The sequence below is a fragment of the Paraglaciecola sp. T6c genome, from assembly GCF_000014225.1.
In the GTDB taxonomy this organism is placed as follows: Bacteria; Pseudomonadota; Gammaproteobacteria; order Enterobacterales; family Alteromonadaceae; genus Paraglaciecola; species Paraglaciecola atlantica_A.
The window spans coordinates 3,473,785-3,489,671 of sequence record NC_008228.1 but is presented as its reverse complement, the minus strand read 5'-3'; the positions used below and the strand labels follow the sequence as shown (position 1 = coordinate 3,489,671).

Sequence of the window (15,887 nt, the reverse complement as noted above, 5' to 3'; positions counted from 1 at the left end):
GTGTAATCATGTCAGTACCAGCGATTAATTATGTTGACGTACCGCATCAACTAAAAAGCGGTGACTCGGTTTTTCCACGTGTTGTGTTAAACGAGGGATCAGTCAAGTCTCTAGATGATTGTGCAGCGTGGATTGAGCAAAACAAAGCAGCACTTGAGGCTGAGCTAAAAGAGTCAGGGGCTATTTTGTTCAGAGGTTTTCCTCTTGATTCAGCGGAAACGTTTGACGAGTTTTCTAACGCCTTTGGGTACCCAAATTTCACCTACAAAGAGTCGTTGTCTAACGCTGTGCGCATTAACTTCACTGAGCGGGTATTCACCGCTAATGAAGCGCCTAAGCATGTAGAGATTTTCTTGCATCACGAAATGGCTCAAACGCCTATTTCACCGAGCAAAGTATTTTTCTTTTGTAAAACGGCTGCAGATGAAGGCGGAGCCACGCCAATTTGCCGCTCTGATCTGTTGTTTGCGGCGCTAAAAGCGCAGCAACCTGTATTAGCTGCAGACTTCATCAACAAAGGCTTAAAGTACACCACGCACATGCCAAGTGAAAATGACGTTAATTCAGGCCAAGGTCGCAGCTGGAAGAGCACCCTAAGTGTTGAAAGCCAAGCGGAAGCGGAAGCCAAGCTTAAAGAGCTAGGTTATAGCTGGACGTGGACTGAAGATGGCGGTTTGCGTGCCACCACGCCAGTACTGCCTGCTGTGGTAAAACTGGATAACGGCAAAGAGGTCTTTTACAACCAGCTTATTGCTGCATTTATGGGCTGGAAAGGCGTACGGGAAAACCCTTCAAGTGCCATTACTTTTGGCGATGGCAGTGCGATCCCAGTAGAAGGACTGCAATTAGCCACGGATTTAGCCAAAGATTACACCTTTGACCTGCCTTGGCAAGACGGTGACGTTGCGTTAGTTGATAACTACATGAGTATGCACGGACGCCGTTCGTACTCAGGTGAGCGCAAGCGTGAAGTGCTTGTTGCCTTGGCGATGAATTAATATCGCTAACGCATCGCCTCGTTAATACATCTTCACAGCCCGCCTTAATTTCAGGTAGCAACACATATGGAAAAAACACATATGGAAAGAATCAAAACATTGCTACCTGGCATTATGGTGGCGACAACTGTGGGCATGGCCGCACTATTTTTAAGCGACCATTACGGCGCGCCCGCCATGTTATTTGCCTTATTGTTAGGCATCGCCATGTCTTTTTTGCATCAAGGCACCCAATGTAAAACCGGTATCGAATTTACCGCCAGTACTATTTTGCGTATTGGTGTTGCGCTACTTGGTCTGCGTATCGCCTTTGGTGACTTAATTGCCTTAGGCTGGAAAACCGGCTTGTTACTGGTCGTGGCTATTATGAGCACAATTTTGCTTGGCATCATATTAGCAAAAGCATTCGGCTTGCAAAAACGCTTTGGCGTGCTCACTGGCGGCGCAGTAGGGATTTGCGGTGCATCAGCGGCTATGGCTATTTCTGCAGTCTTACCTGACAGCAAAGACAAAGATCGCGACACGCTATTGACGATTATTGGTGTGACTGCACTATCGACTATGGCCATGGTGGTCTATCCGATTATCGCTGGTATGTTAGGGCTTGATGAAACCGCCACCAGTATTTTTCTAGGCGGCACTATTCATGATGTCGCTCAAGTCGTGGGCGCAGGTTACTCAGTGTCAGAACAAACTGGCGTGTTAGCAACACTGACGAAACTGGTACGTGTGGCATTATTGATGCCGGTCGTTGTGTGTATTTTACTGGTCTTGAGGATGAATTTAGACAAAACTACTCATGCTAAAGCACCTGGTATTCCATTGTTTTTAATCGGTTTTGTTATTTTAATGAGCATCAACAGCATGGTAGCCTTGCCTGAGGCATTGACCAAAATATCTACTGATATCTCACGTTTTGCATTAGTCATCGCCATCGCAGCAATTGGTATGAAGTCCAACTTAAGCCAATTACTGACGGTAGGTTTCAAACCAATTTTATTGCTAATGCTAGAAACGGCATGGATTGCTGGCTTGATATTGGTATGCCTTCCTTATCTTTAAATTTTCTTAATGAGGTGATGTCATGAAACCAACACAGACCAAGCCTGAGTCTGCTTTTTCCTCTGTCGAACATTCGTCGGCAATTTCCAATGTTTCCCATACTAACTCTGATTCAAATACAGTTTCTGCAGGTGCTTCGTCTTTTGAGGCGCACGCAACAACGCCTATTAACAATGCGCATAGCGGTCTGTCCAGACGAAAGTTTCTATTGGGACTCGGCGTCGTTACCGGCGCACAAACCTTACTTGCGCCTTTACTTCCCTCGGGCATGATATCCAGCGCGTTCGCCCAAACCAATAGCCCATCCACAATCATAGGTAAAAGTGCGGGGCTGGTGGTGCTCAATGACAGGCCAATTAATGCTGAAACCCCTGCCCATATGCTGGATGATAAAATCACCAGCGCCGAAAATATGTTTGTGCGTAACAATGGTATTCCGCCCAGTGAAATTGATGTAAGCAATTGGGTACTCACCATAGAAGGTGAATCTGCCAAGCAACGCAAACAATATAGCCTCGAGGATCTAAAACAGAAATTTACGCATCATAGTTATCAAATAACATTAGAATGTGGCGGTAACGGGCGCGCGGAGTTCAACCCAGGTGCCAAGGGTAACCAGTGGACAACAGGGGCGGTAGCTTGCCCTAAATGGACAGGCGTACGCTTAGCGGATGTGCTCAAAGACGTTGGCATCAAAGACGATGCGGTATATATCGGTTATTACGGCAAAGACACGCACATCAGTGGCGACCCGAGCAAAGAAGCAATATCTCGTGGCGTGCCTATCGATAAAGCCCTTGAACAAGAAAACCTGATTGCTTGGGCTATGAACGATGCTGATATTCCAATTATGAACGGTCATCCACTGCGTTTAGTCATAGGAGGCTGGCCAGCATCCACCTCTGGTAAATGGCTTGAGCGTATTGTGATCCGTGACCAAGTGCATGACGGCGCGAAAATGGCGGCACCTGCTTATCGCGTCCCCTGTGAGCCGGTTGCGCCTGGCAGCAAAGTGGCCGCAGAGGACATGTGTATTATTCATGCCATGCCTGTTAAATCACTTATTACCTTTCCTAAATCAGGAGAAAGCCATAAGCAATCCCAAACCTTTGCGGTGCGTGGGCACGCATGGGCTGGGGATAAAGTGGTCAGCGAGGTGCATATCTCTGTCGACTTTGGCCAAACATGGCAACAAGCCAAGATTGAAAAACCGGTGAATCGCAATGCATGGCAACACTGGCAAAGTGAGCTGAACTTTCCTGCTAAAGGCTATTTTGAGGTCTGGGCTAGGGCCACTGATAGTGATGGAATAAGCCAACCCATGATATTGCCGGGCTGGAACCCGAAAGGTTATTTAAACAATGCCTGCCATCGTGTTGCTGTGCAAGTGGTATAACCGTGAGCACTTTAAACAGTAGACTAAATGGGCTTAAAAGGCTGATGTTGTTAGCCGTATGCGCGCTGGTAAGTGGATTAACTAGCGCAACTGATGTAACACCTTCAGCCAGCAAGAACGGCGAAATAGACCCTAGTTCAGGTTTTATCATCAAGCCCGGCTTTGAAATGGTGCGGGCCCATTGTACCGCTTGTCATTCGCCCAAATTGGTGACGCAAAATCACATGAGCCGCGAACGCTGGTTGAGTACTATTCGCTGGATGCAGAAAACCCAAAACCTTTGGCCTTTGCCCCAAGAGGAAAAAATACTCGATTATTTGAGTGCTAACTATGGCGAGCGATCCATGGGTCGACGAGCGCCATTGCCACAGCACTTAATGCCGAAAAAGGTGAAATAGCCTAGTGTAAGTACAATCGAGTTAGCCTAGCCATTGCTAGGCTTTTTTATGCCTTACCTACGTTAGCTCGATAAAAATCTATTCCGCTGGCGTTACCGAGCAAGGTAATTCATAAACCAACTCTTTTACACTGTTCGGGATGCTGCGATAGCCATTATCGATCTTTAACCTTGCAGCCATGGTCTGTTCGAACAACATAAAGTGTCGCAGTAAGCAGGTGTCGAGATCGTCAGTTTCGTCAGACCAAGTTTCCTTTAGAAACGGCGTTAGGGATGCTGCGGCATGGGAATACATTACAATCTGCCACTTTAAATCCCACATGCGAATATGTGCTTCAGGGAAAGCGGTATTGTGAGCGCTTACCAGCCCTTCCACAAAACTTTCAATATCGTCGCTACTGCCAATGAAGTAGTCGAGCAGGGCATCTTCTTGGCGCACGGCATCCGCCATTAACTGAACAGGACGTTTAAATACCAACATATATGCCAGCATACGCTTAGCAAATTCGAACAGCTGCACGTTAGCCGGGACTGTTTTAGACATATTTTGGTAGACCACAGCCACATACCGAACAATAAATTCATGCAGTTCGTCACTGATTGCGTGCCAGATCTCTTCTTTGCTGCCGAAATGATGACGTATCAGACTATGAGACACCCCGGCTTTATCACTGATGTTTCGCAAAGAAACACGCTCAAATCCGAGCTCACAGAACAATTCAGCCGCGGCTTCTAATATGTCTGATTTGGTTTGCTCTGCATCTTCGGCGCTTCTACGCCCTTGCTTTTTTACGTTCATTTTTACTCTTTCACCCTTTTGCTGGCGGTGTTGTAACAGATATTTACGCTGTTTAAAATTTTTAATGTACCGGTAGGTCAATAAATATTGATTTTAGCAATAAATTAAATATACTGCACGACTGTATAGTATTTTACTATACGACTGGGCAATAAAGGTGAGAAAAGTGAAATGCTAAGTAGAAATGTCAGTCGCGTATTAGGCTCGCTAGGAGTTATCTTGCTGGTCAGTGTCGGCGTAACTGGGTGCAACAATGTTAACTCTCAAGAAGTGAGCCGTGTTATTAAGCCAGTAAAGTTGACCATGGTGCCAGACCTTAGCCGTCAGCATGTTGACAGCTTTATCGGTAAACTGGATGCCACAGAGCGTGCGGTGTTGTCATTCAACGTAGCCGGTGAAATTGCATCGGTCATGCCACGCATGGGCAAGCAGGTCAAAAAAGGCGAGTTACTGGCAGCGTTAGACCCAACGGATTACCAACTCGCTTTGGACACTCGCCAGGCAGAGTTTGATTTGGCTGAAACACAGTATTTAAGAGCCAAAGCATTGATCAAAGACACCCTTATTAGTAAAGACGTATTCGATCAAACAGAAACCAATTACAAGGTGGCTAAGGCTCAGCTCGCCCAAGCTAAGACAGACTTAACCTACACTAAAATTATTGCGCCATTTGATGGCACAGTATCATTAACTAACGCCGAATCTCATCAGGTGGTGGCGGCTAATCAACCAGTGATGAAAGTACTAAACAACACCGTAATGGATGTGGTCTTTACCGTTCCCGTCAGTTTTGTTTCAAACTATGGCGTGCAGGCGATTAGCCAATCGAGCGTATGGGTGACGATGGACTCAGCCCGTGAACAGCAAATACCCGCTCAATTTAAAGAAATTTCCACCCAGCCAAATACTGATACCAATTCTTACACTGCGCGCGTGACGGTGCGCCGCCCTGCTGATGTGACCTTGTTGTCAGGCATGAGTGGCCAAGTACATGTGGCTAACCCAGAAAATAAACGTCAATTCACTTTGCCCAGAACTGCGTGGATCAGCAAAGAAGATGGCAAAGGTCACGTTTGGAAATTCGAGCCAAATGAAAAACGTGTGATGAAAACAGCCGTGCTATTAGATGACAATGGTTTTATTCATAGCGGGTTGCAACAAGGTGATCTCGTGGTTGAAACCGGCATTCACGGTCTTGAAGAGGGTCAGCTTGTTAAGCCGTGGGTAGAAGAGGACGGAATTTGATGAATTGTACAAAATGTAGTTTGGTTTTTATGGGCGCGATCATGCTGCAAGCGTGTTCGCCGAATATAGAGCACCGCAGCAAACCGCCTCTTATTTTAGATACCATTACTGTACCCGCACCTATTGAAACCCAATTTCGTGCATTCAATGGTCAGGTTATTGCACCTGAGCTCACACCGCTATCGTTTCGTCTAGAAGGCGAAATTCTAGATGTATTGGTACAAGAAGGGGATGAGGTCAAAAAAGGTCAAGTATTGGCGATTTTGGATGACAGTAAACGCAAAGAAACGTTGAATGACGCCCAAGCAAAACTTGATTTAGTTGCACGTCAATTAGCACGGGGTAAGGAGCTAAGAGAGAGGGAAATGCTATCTTCTTCGGAACTCGACGAGCTCAAGGCAAACTACAAACTTGCACTAGCGAATGCCAAACTGGCCGAAGTACAACTTGGCTACACCCGCATCAAAGCCCCGGTAGATGGCATTATCTCGCAAGTATCAAAACAAGATTTTGAGCGTACAGCCGCGGGCGAAACGGTCGTCAGTATCTATCAGAGCAAAGATGTATACGTTGAAATTTCAGTGTCTGACACCGTATTGACGCGCTTGAAACCATTATTGAGCGTACCAAATTATCGGCCTGTCGCGCATTTCAATGGCTACGAAGGGAATTACCCACTCGATTACCTTGAGCACACCAGTGAGCTAAACCCTGAATCTCAGACCTATCAATTTTGGCTACGTATGCCTCAAGTTACCCCTAAAATTTTACCCGGTACTAACGTGCGCGTCAGTGTTGACATGATCAAAGCGCAGATGTCTATGCTACATGGCTATGCCTTACCAGTGACCGCGCTTGACGCAGCTAGCGAGCGTGGGCAATTCAAAGTATGGAAAATTCAAGACGGGGCAGTAACTGCATTCCCGGTTGAGGTTAGTCAGGTTAAATCCAACGGTGTAATTGTTACCAGCGGTGTGCGTGAGGGCGATGTGATTGCCAACTCGAATTTAAGAAAATTAAGACAGGGTATGACGATCCCAGGAGCCGTAAAGTGAATATCGCCGAATACTCGATTAAACACAAAGTCATTAGCTGGCTGTTTCTGACAATTCTAACCTTAGGCGGCTTGTCAGCCTTCTACGGCTTAGGCCGTTTGGAAGACCCTGCATTCACGCTAAAAGACGCCTTAATTATTGCGACTTACCCTGGTGCGACACCGCAAGAAGTCGAAGAGGAGCTGACCTATCCACTAGAGCGTGAAATTCGCCAATTACCCTATATCGATACTATTACCTCGATTTCTTCTGCTGGTATGTCTCAACTCAAAGTCAGTATGAAGTCCATATATGGACCCGAAAGCCTGCCGCAAATTTGGGATGAAATGCGTCGTAAGATAAACGATGTTCAGCCAACGCTTCCCACAGGCGTGAGCTCTTTGCAGATCCTTGATGATTTTGGTGACGTGTTCGGCATTATGATCATGATCACCGGCGACGGATACGACGCAGTTGAACTTAAGCGCTACGCGGATCAACTACGACGGGAATTAGAGTTGGTGCAAGGCGTTGGTAAGGTGGCAATCTCTGGCGATCAAACCGAGCAGCTTTTTGTCGAATTGTCCCTAGAGCGTTTAGCGTCACTTAACTTAGACATGAGCACGGTCACTGGTTTACTTAATCAGCAAAATAGCGTGCAGCAATCTGGCCAAATCATGGTCAATGGTCAGTCGCTTATCATCCGACCTAGTGGCACATTAAGTTCAGTAGAAGAGCTTGAAAACCTCATTATTCATGGCCGAGACACAGGTAACCTTATTCGTTTGAAAGATGTGGCGAAAGTGTCACGGGGCATTGCCGAGCGCCCAAATAATGTGGTGACGTTCAATGGTAGCCAAGCAATAAGCTTAGGAATTTCATTTTCCCCAGGGGTAAATGTGGTTGAAATCGGTAAACATATCGAGCAAGAGTTTGAAGCATTGCAAAGTATTAAACCGGCCGGAGTGGAGCTAGATTATTTCTATAATCAAGCGATAGAGGTTGATAAATCCGTCAGTGATTTTGTGATAAGTCTGGCACAGGCGGTAGGTATTGTGATTGTCGTCCTATTGTTTGCCATGGGCCTGCGCAGCGGGATCATAATCGGTACCGTGTTGCTGTTAACGGTTTTTGGTACGTTCATGCTTATGAACTACAACGAGATTGAGCTACATCGTATCTCTCTTGGTGCATTGATTATTGCCCTGGGCATGCTGGTGGATAACGCCATTGTCGTTGTTGAAGGTATATTGGTAGGGCTCAAAAAAGGTCGTACCCGATTGCAAGCTTCAAAGGATATCGTCACGCAAACACAGTGGCCTTTGCTTGGGGCTACCGTTATCGCTATAGCTGCATTTGCGCCCATTGGGTTGTCAAAAGATGCCACCGGTGAGTTTATGGGATCGCTGTTTTGGGTATTGTGTTATTCGCTATTTTTAAGCTGGATAACCGCGCTGACCCTAACGCCATTTTTAGCCAATCTACTGCTTAAAGAAAAGCCACAAAGTACTGATGGCAGTCAGAATGACGACGAAGAAGACGATGCTTACAAAGGGGCATTGTTTGTTGTTTTTGGCTCGATGCTGAGATTTGCCCTGCGTTTTCGTTGGGCCACGGTCGCATCTATGGTCGTTTTATTAGTGGTGGCTGTGATTGGTTTTGGCAACGTGAAGCAATCGTTCTTTCCTGCTTCTAGCACGCCTATGTTTCATGTTGATGTGTGGATGCCACAAGGGACTGATATTCAGCAAACGATTAAACAGAGCGCTGAGGTAGAAGCGTATTTGGGGTCTTTGGAGCATGTTGATTTTGTTGCCTCCACTGTAGGCCAAGGTATGCAGCGCTTTATGTTGACCTATCAGCCTGAGCAAAGTTACGCGGCGTTTGCGCAAATGACCGTGCGCGTTGACACCCGGGAAAACATGTTTTTACTACTAGATGGTTTGGAAGCTGACTTGAATAAAAACTTTGCGCATCCCACCTTTCGCCTAAGGGTAATGGAATTTGGTCCCACTCCAGGGTCGAAGATTGAAGCAAGGATCACAGGCTCAGATCCAGACATATTACGTTCGCTTGCCGTACAAATAGAGGATGAGTTTAATGCCGATCCTGGTGCGCGAAATATTCGTCATGACTGGCGCGAACGTACCAAAGAGCTGGTGCCTCAGTTTAATGAATCAAAAGCACGGCGGTTGGGCATTTCTAAGCAAGACTTATCAAGTACTTTGCAAATGGCATTTGGTGGTAACACCATAGGTATTATTCGTGATGGTACGCATATGTTGCCTGTGATCACACGCTTACCGCAAGAAGAGAGGGTGGATTTTGAATCTTTAGAGAATCTAAATATTTGGAGCCCTACCTTGCAAACATACATACCCATCGAGCAAATTATTGATGGTGTAAAAATGGAGTGGATCGATCCGCTTATTTTACGCCGAGATAGGAAGCGTACCTTAACCGTTATGGCTGATCACGATGTGTTGGGGGATGAAACCGCAGCGTCTTTGTTTGCCCGTCTACGCCCTAAGGTTGAGGAAATAACATTACCTGAAGGCTATGAGTTATCGTGGGGAGGAGAGTACGAGTCCACCAATGATGCTCAAGCGGCGATGTTTTCGTCTTTACCTTTGGGGGCATTGGTGATGTTTATCATTACTGTCTTTTTGTTTAATTCAGTGCGTAAACCGCTGGTCATTTGGTTTACCGTGCCTTTGGCTATCATAGGCGTGTCTATGGGGTTACTGGCCACAGGTTTACCCTTTAGCTTTACTGCCTTGCTTGGCTTACTTAGCCTGAGCGGGATGATTTTGAAAAATGGCATTGTATTGATGGACCAGATAAACATAGAACTTGCCACAGGCAAGGATGCGTATAAGGCGGTGGTCGACAGTGCACTTAGTCGTGTACGACCCGTCAGTATGGCCGCCATGACGACCATTTTAGGCATGGTGCCACTGATGTTTGATCCTTTCTTTGGCTCTATGGCAATTACTATTATGGCGGGTCTGGGCTTTGCGACGGTATTAACCCTTATTGTGGTGCCAGTGTTGTTTTCTATATTTTATAAAGTGCAACCCGGTAGCGCGTAAATTCATGAGGAAAATTTTTTCTCGGCGTTAATAACGTCACTTAGCAGCCTTACTAAGTACATTAGGCCCTGCATTTGTAGGGCTTTTTTATCTGCGCACGGCGCACCCTAGTTGGCATGTAAGTGATTTAAAATATCGCAGTTCTTTATCTGGCCGTGTTGACAGCTGTCGGCTAACGCTTGCAGGTTTTTTTCCAGTTGTTGCAATTCATATTGGGCAACGCGGATTTGCTCTAATTGCTGGGCAATCAATGCGTCGACCTCTGCGCAGGGGGCATTGCCATCACTTTGCACAGCCACCAATCTTTTTATGTCTGCCAGAGGCATGCGCAACTCTTTGCAGCGACGAATAAAATTCAGTGAAGACACATCAGTTTGCTGATAGTAGCGGTAGCCGTTTTCCCCACGTTTTGCCTCGGGCAGTAGCCCAATGTCTTCATAATAGCGGATTGTTTTGGCGCTGACGTTCGTGACTTGCGCTAATTGTTTAATTTGCATGGTTGACCTTCCTGTTACTGGAACCCTTATTCTACGCTTACTAATACGCAATTCAATGGGAGTCATATGAGTGAATGTTGTGGTGTGAACGCCCAAGACAAAGAACAACGAACGTTGCTATGGACTGTGCTAGGTCTCAATGGTGCTATGTTCTTCGTAGAATTTATTGCCGGTTGGGTAGGGCAATCAAGTGGCTTAATGGCAGACTCGTTAGACATGTTAGCGGATGCCATGGTTTACATGGTGGGGCTTTACGCTGTAGGTAAGGCCATTGAGTACAAAGCAAAAGCGGCACTGTTCAACGGCAGCCTGCAGCTGGTGTTAGCTGGCTTGATTTTATTTGATGTCATCAGGCGCTTGATATATGGCAGTGCGCCACAAAGCAATATCATGTTGTGGATTTCGCTGTTAGCCTTAGCCGTAAATTTATTTTGCTTCGTGTTACTTTCTCGCTACCGAACGGGTGACATTAACATGCGTGCTAGTTGGATATGCTCGCGCAACGATATGATAGCCAATGTGGGTGTGATTGTGTCTGCTGGGCTGGTGGTGTGGTTAGATTCGTCAATCCCGGATTTAGTCATAGGGACCATCATTGCTTTAGTGATTGTTCAATCTTCATGGAAGATTGTCGCTGAGGCGAGGGGTTTAATAGCCGCAGCGCCGCAAGATCATCATTGTTCGCTGAAATCTGATGAGATGGTAAACAAGCAAGAGACTAAAGACCAAGCGCCGAGTAAGCCTAAGTCTTCCTGTTGTCACTAGTAAGCAGCGTAGAATGACTAGCGCTAGTCAGCAGTAATAACTTCACAGATGCAGTATCAAAAAAACAGCAATAAAAAAGCGACGGCAAGTTCGTCGCTTTCATTCGCTTTTAGGGTAAAAGCCTGAATATATTAATCGTGATTTGCGCGAATATGGCCCTGACTCGAGTCAGTCCAATGACCTTCAGACAGTGACAATATAACAGCATCCACTTCATTAAGAAGCTCAACTGATTCAGCGGTAAAACAACCACCTATCACCACCAAGCTTTGATCTTCAAGCTCACCTAGTTTGGTCAGTGCTTTTTGTACTAAACTGCTTTTCACCATGTTTTTACGATCGTGGGGGAAAGTGATTAACGTGCAAGAGTCTTCAAGATGTGACTCACAACCTAAGGCTAACTTTCGGTATTCGGTTGGTACGCGTTCTTTTACTAAGTAAGATTCTAAATGCTTTTGAATGTGAAATTTCATAATTAACTAATAGATTATCAATAAAAAGTAACAATATGGCTCGCCATATCAATTTACGTGTTATGCACCCACAGATTAAACCGCGAGCAAAACACAGCTTAAAGCTAACTACTTGAATTTTATCGGCTAATGGCTCATCTACATAATAAGTAAAAACCGATTATAAATAAACTTACCCCAGTGGCAAATGGAATAAAAGGATTGTTTTAAATTTGTGCGTTTTTCTTGATCGCGGACATAAAAAAGGGCGCCACTAAGGCGCCCTAAACACACACTAACTCTCAGGGAAAGGTTAGACGTTTACGGTTAGAAATTTGCACGTAATTGAACACCGAAATAACGGTCTGCATCACGCGGAATTTGATAACGGAAGTTATCGCCACTGTAAGTAGTGACAAAGCTCTTATCAGTTAAGTTTTTACCGATTAAGCTGATGCGATATGCATCGTCGTCAAACGAGAACGCCAAGCTTGCGTTTAAGATGCCGTAATCTGGCAACAAGTCTACTGCTGTGGCGGTGCCACCTGGGGCACCTGCGTACATTTCGTCGGTGTATACATATGAGCTGTTGAGGATAACGTTCATGTTATCAAGCTCCCATAAGTATTCGCCTGTCACTGAGTACTTAAGGTCAGGTGAGAAAGGTAAGTCAGCACCAGAGCGACCAGTACAATTTGCATCAGTCACTGGGCATTTGAACTCATCCACTTCAGCATCAACTTTAGACAAGCCGCCGGTTAGCGTGAAGTCGTCTGTTACCTGCCACATCAAATCAAACTCGATACCTTGAGTAATCACCGAGCCCGCGTTTGTTAAACGGGTAATGGTGACACCATCAAGTAATTCAGAGTTATTCGCTTGGAAACCATCGATGTTAGTTCTGAAAATAGCCGCGTTGAAAATTAAATCGTTGCTTGCGTATTTATAACCTAGCTCGAAAGCATCAGATGTTTCTTTATCAATGGGCAGTGCATCAGCATCGGCCATGTTGTAGAACACGTTAAACGCTGGGCCTTTATAACCTTGCGAGAAAGTGAAATATGCCATACTGCTGTCAGTTAAGTCGTACTGCACACCAATTTTACCTGATACATTCGTTTCGTCAGTTTCACCTTGATAGTTGGTTTCAAAGCTACGTACGCCCACACCTGTGCGCTTGTATTCATCGTTACTGCGACGGTCGTGTGAGTAACTCACCTCATCATCTGTATAACGAATACCGAACAATAAACGTAAGTCGTCATTAATGTGATATTTACCGTCAGCGAACAGTGCCCAGTTATCGAATTGGGTGCGCATAAAGGCAGTAGCACTGACGATGTCGTTAGCATTGCAGCTTAAATTTTCATCGGCGATAAATTGATTAATCTGTGCTTCAGAAGGATCAGCTACGCCAAGGCTTTCGGTCAGGTATGTGCCAATAGCCGCTGGGAATTGACCACCGTTATTTTGACAGCTGGCGTCACGGGTAAAGTTACGCTCAGATTTTTGTGTCCACCAGAATGCACCTAATTGATAGTCAAAATCACCGCCAACAGGAGAGGCTATGCGAAACTCTTGAGAGGTTTGTTTCCAGTTTTGTACACCCGTATCGTGAAGCTGAAATCCAACGCCACCGTCCGGCACGCTACCAAAGTTAACAGGCAAAGGAATAGAGCCCGTGGTTGAGGTGAAATCACCTTCGCGAAACTCGGTGTTATCCCAGCTACGGTGAGCTGTGATTGAAGTAAATTCGTGATCGCCAATCATTTTATCTACTTGCACTGAGAAACCAGTGGTTTCATCTATGGTGCGAGTTTCAAAGTCATGGTCAATTTTACGTTGCTCTAAATCGAGGTCGCCATTGCCTGTGCTGTCAGGGGCCGCGTCAGAGGAAACATAACGGTTGCTTGGTGCAAGTTCTAAATCTGCACAGCAATTGTCGTTTGATTTTACGTTTTCAAAAATGAATAGGATGTCGGTATCGTTAGCGGCGGTAATGTCTAACATACCGCGGATACCTTCCTTGTCGTAGCCGTTGGTTGTTTCGTTGTTATACACATTGTCGATGTAGCCGTCGAACTGTGATTTAAGTACCGTCAAACTACCATTAACGTTATCGCTCAATGCACCTGTTACACTGGTTTTCAAACGGTATTCGTTGTCCTGAAATAAAGTCACTTCGGCCGTGCCGCCAAATTCATCAGAAGGGCGCTTGGTGGTAATGTTAACCACACCAGCTGACGCATTTTTCCCAAATAAAGTGCCTTGAGGGCCGCGTAGTACTTCGATGCGTTGTAAGTCATATAAATCAACGAATGCCTGCCCAGAACGGCCTAGCACCACACCATCAACCACGGTAGATACACTTGGCTCTGCCGCCACACTGAATGAAATAGTACCGATACCACGTACTGTGATTGCCGAGTTACGGTTGGTGTTACCTTTACGAAAGCTAACTGAAGGCACCAAAGCTTGTAAGCCTTCAATGTTTGCAGAGAACGCCGAGTTAATTTGATCTTCACGTAACACTGATACAGCAACAGGCACTTCGTTGAGGTTTTCTACGCGTTTTTGCGACGTAACAGTGATCTTTTCCATTAGGCCTTTATCTTCTGCCGGCACAGCTTCTTGTGCGTTGGCGGCGAAGCCGATTGTCATGCACGTACCGATAGCGAGTGCGCGCGTGATACCTGAGTGTAGTGTGCTAGGTCTTAGTAACATGGTGTTCTCCACGATATTGTTTTAGGGGCAAGTCCAATGTTCATTTGCAACGTGTCCAGGTTGCAGAATGTCAGTGTGTTCGTAGTTGGCTTACCGTTCTTCATTTAATATTTCATTTCATCAACAGCATGAAATGCTCATTGTGCTGACGCATAGGGCATCTTGTGTCAAACATTAGATGTCTTATATAAGACAAAAGATAGACAAAATTTAACCATAAAGTTAACTAATTGCAATCTTTTTGTTAAATCTATTTTGTTGATTGAGGGGGTTTGAAGAATAAGCTTGTAGCCCAATAAAAATGGGCTATATAAGTGTTGTCAGAAAGGTTTTTGCGCCTTACTTATAGTGGCTATAAATACAATTGATACATTTTAGTAACAGGTTAGCTAGCGTTTGTAGCACATTGCGCCACAGAGGTTTCCAGCAACGTGAGCCAATCATCGCCGTAATTATCTTTAAACCACTGACGCATATTTTTTGAAGCATCTTTGAAAGCTTGTTTTTCGCTTGGAGACGGGCGATAAACCGTACCACCTGCTTTTTCAAACAACGTGTATGAGTTGGCTTCTTGATTAAATACCAAATCATTTGCTGCTTTTTGCTGGCGTACAAAACCTTGTTCTATAATGCCTTGAATATCTTTAGGTAATGATTGCCAAACGGGCTCAGAGAACCACCATAACGCCGCCATATACGAATGCCCATCCAGCACTATGTATTTCAAATGCTCTTCTAATTTAGCCCCAATAATATCTTGAATACCGTTTTTACTGCCCTCTACCACGCCTGTTGCCAGTGCAGTGTAGAGCTCAGCCCATGAAACCGGCGTCGGGTTTGCGCCCAATTGCCGCACAAGCTCTTGCTGTATTTTAGCCGGCGTAGTGCGTATTTTTTGTCCGATTAAATCTCTTGGATGATGAATGGCTTTGCTGGTGGTAGCGAAATTACGCCAGCCGCCAGTGTTGGTCACACCCATTAGGCGAATTTGCAGGTTTCGGTCTAAAACGGTGCTGCGCATTTTGCTTAAAATAGGCCCGTCGAGTACGCACTGGGCTTGCTTGTCGTTATCAAAAACATAAGGCAAATCGAGAACTTGAGCAGGCGCGAAAAAATTTCCTGTGCCGCCTGCCGTGGTAGGAAACATTTCGAGCACGCCTTTTTGTAAGTTACCAATACACTCAGGCACGCCGCCACAAAACTGGCCCGAGGAATAAAGCTGAACTTGAACTCGGCCTTCACTTGCTTGCTCTACGTATTCTTTAAACGCCAGTAAGCCCACATAATCTTCATCTTGAGTCGATGCTTGAATAGACGCCTTGATGATAAATTCAGCGCGATCAGAATTGGCGTTAATAATACCCACCATACTGGCCACAGCAATGAGGGCATAAACAGTAAGAAGCACAATGCGTTTTATATTCAT

General features: G+C 45.5%; 13 protein-coding genes. 8 read left to right on the top strand and 5 right to left on the bottom strand.

All coding sequences use genetic code 11. The annotated features are described in order from the left end of the window. Positions 1-8 precede the first annotated feature (8 nt). From PATL_RS14690 to PATL_RS14675, 4 genes are all read left to right on the top strand, one after another. Positions 9-998 (top strand): TauD/TfdA family dioxygenase, encoded by a 990-nt coding sequence (locus tag PATL_RS14690; protein ID WP_011575641.1) that lies wholly within the window; start codon positions 9-11, stop codon positions 996-998. Between the two features lie 81 nt (positions 999-1,079). Further along, positions 1,080-2,060, top strand: a complete 981-nt coding sequence (locus PATL_RS14685) for a YeiH family protein (RefSeq protein WP_041713915.1) — start codon at positions 1,080-1,082, stop codon at positions 2,058-2,060. Between the two features lie 22 nt (positions 2,061-2,082). Next, a complete protein-coding gene (locus PATL_RS14680) occupies positions 2,083-3,456 on the top strand; it encodes a sulfite oxidase (RefSeq protein WP_011575639.1) in 1,374 nt (457 codons plus the stop codon). A gap of 2 nt (positions 3,457-3,458) precedes the next feature. Beyond that, positions 3,459-3,854 (top strand): hypothetical protein, encoded by a 396-nt coding sequence (locus PATL_RS14675; RefSeq protein ID WP_011575638.1) that lies wholly within the window; start codon positions 3,459-3,461, stop codon positions 3,852-3,854. A gap of 78 nt (positions 3,855-3,932) precedes the next feature. On the opposite strand, the gene PATL_RS14670 is transcribed toward PATL_RS14675, so the two are convergent. Further along, positions 3,933-4,652, bottom strand: coding sequence for a TetR/AcrR family transcriptional regulator (locus PATL_RS14670; protein ID WP_011575637.1), 720 nt, complete (start codon positions 4,650-4,652; stop codon positions 3,933-3,935). Positions 4,653-4,823: 171 nt separating this feature from the next. Here PATL_RS14670 and PATL_RS14665 point away from each other — a divergent pair, with 171 nt between their 5' ends. The 3 genes from PATL_RS14665 to PATL_RS14655 are packed head-to-tail and all read left to right on the top strand — an operon-like array spanning position 4,824 to position 10,023. Next, positions 4,824-5,897, top strand: coding sequence for an efflux RND transporter periplasmic adaptor subunit (locus PATL_RS14665; RefSeq protein WP_011575636.1), 1,074 nt, complete (start codon positions 4,824-4,826; stop codon positions 5,895-5,897). Next, positions 5,897-6,952 (top strand): efflux RND transporter periplasmic adaptor subunit, encoded by a 1,056-nt coding sequence (locus tag PATL_RS14660; protein WP_011575635.1) that lies wholly within the window; start codon positions 5,897-5,899, stop codon positions 6,950-6,952. Before PATL_RS14665 ends, PATL_RS14660 begins: the two co-directional genes overlap by 1 nt. Next, positions 6,949-10,023 carry an efflux RND transporter permease subunit gene (locus PATL_RS14655; RefSeq protein ID WP_011575634.1) on the top strand — a complete coding sequence of 1,025 codons (3,075 nt, stop codon included), beginning with the start codon at positions 6,949-6,951 and terminating at the stop codon, positions 10,021-10,023. Before PATL_RS14660 ends, PATL_RS14655 begins: the two co-directional genes overlap by 4 nt. Before the next feature lie 107 nt (positions 10,024-10,130). On the opposite strand, the gene PATL_RS14650 is transcribed toward PATL_RS14655, so the two are convergent. Then, positions 10,131-10,520 (bottom strand): Cd(II)/Pb(II)-responsive transcriptional regulator, encoded by a 390-nt coding sequence (locus PATL_RS14650; protein WP_011575633.1) that lies wholly within the window; start codon positions 10,518-10,520, stop codon positions 10,131-10,133. Between the two features lie 66 nt (positions 10,521-10,586). On the opposite strand from PATL_RS14650, the gene PATL_RS14645 reads away from it, so the two are divergent. Then, the gene (locus tag PATL_RS14645; RefSeq protein ID WP_011575632.1) at positions 10,587-11,285 is read left to right on the top strand and encodes a cation diffusion facilitator family transporter; all 699 of its coding nucleotides are present in this window, start codon (positions 10,587-10,589) and stop codon (positions 11,283-11,285) included. A 131-nt stretch (positions 11,286-11,416) separates the two neighbouring features. Here the strand turns inward: PATL_RS14645 and PATL_RS14640 are convergent, their stop codons facing one another. The 3 genes from PATL_RS14640 to dctP all read right to left on the bottom strand — a co-directional run bounded on the left by PATL_RS14640 (position 11,417) and on the right by dctP (position 15,887). Beyond that, positions 11,417-11,758: a hypothetical protein gene (locus PATL_RS14640; protein ID WP_011575631.1), complete on the bottom strand. Its 342-nt coding sequence runs from the start codon at positions 11,756-11,758 to the stop codon at positions 11,417-11,419. A 306-nt stretch (positions 11,759-12,064) separates the two neighbouring features. Beyond that, entirely contained in the window at positions 12,065-14,461 is a 2,397-nt protein-coding gene (locus PATL_RS14635) for a TonB-dependent receptor (RefSeq protein WP_011575630.1), read from the bottom strand. A 385-nt stretch (positions 14,462-14,846) separates the two neighbouring features. After that, entirely contained in the window at positions 14,847-15,887 is a 1,041-nt protein-coding gene (gene dctP, locus PATL_RS14630) for a TRAP transporter substrate-binding protein DctP (RefSeq protein WP_011575629.1), read from the bottom strand.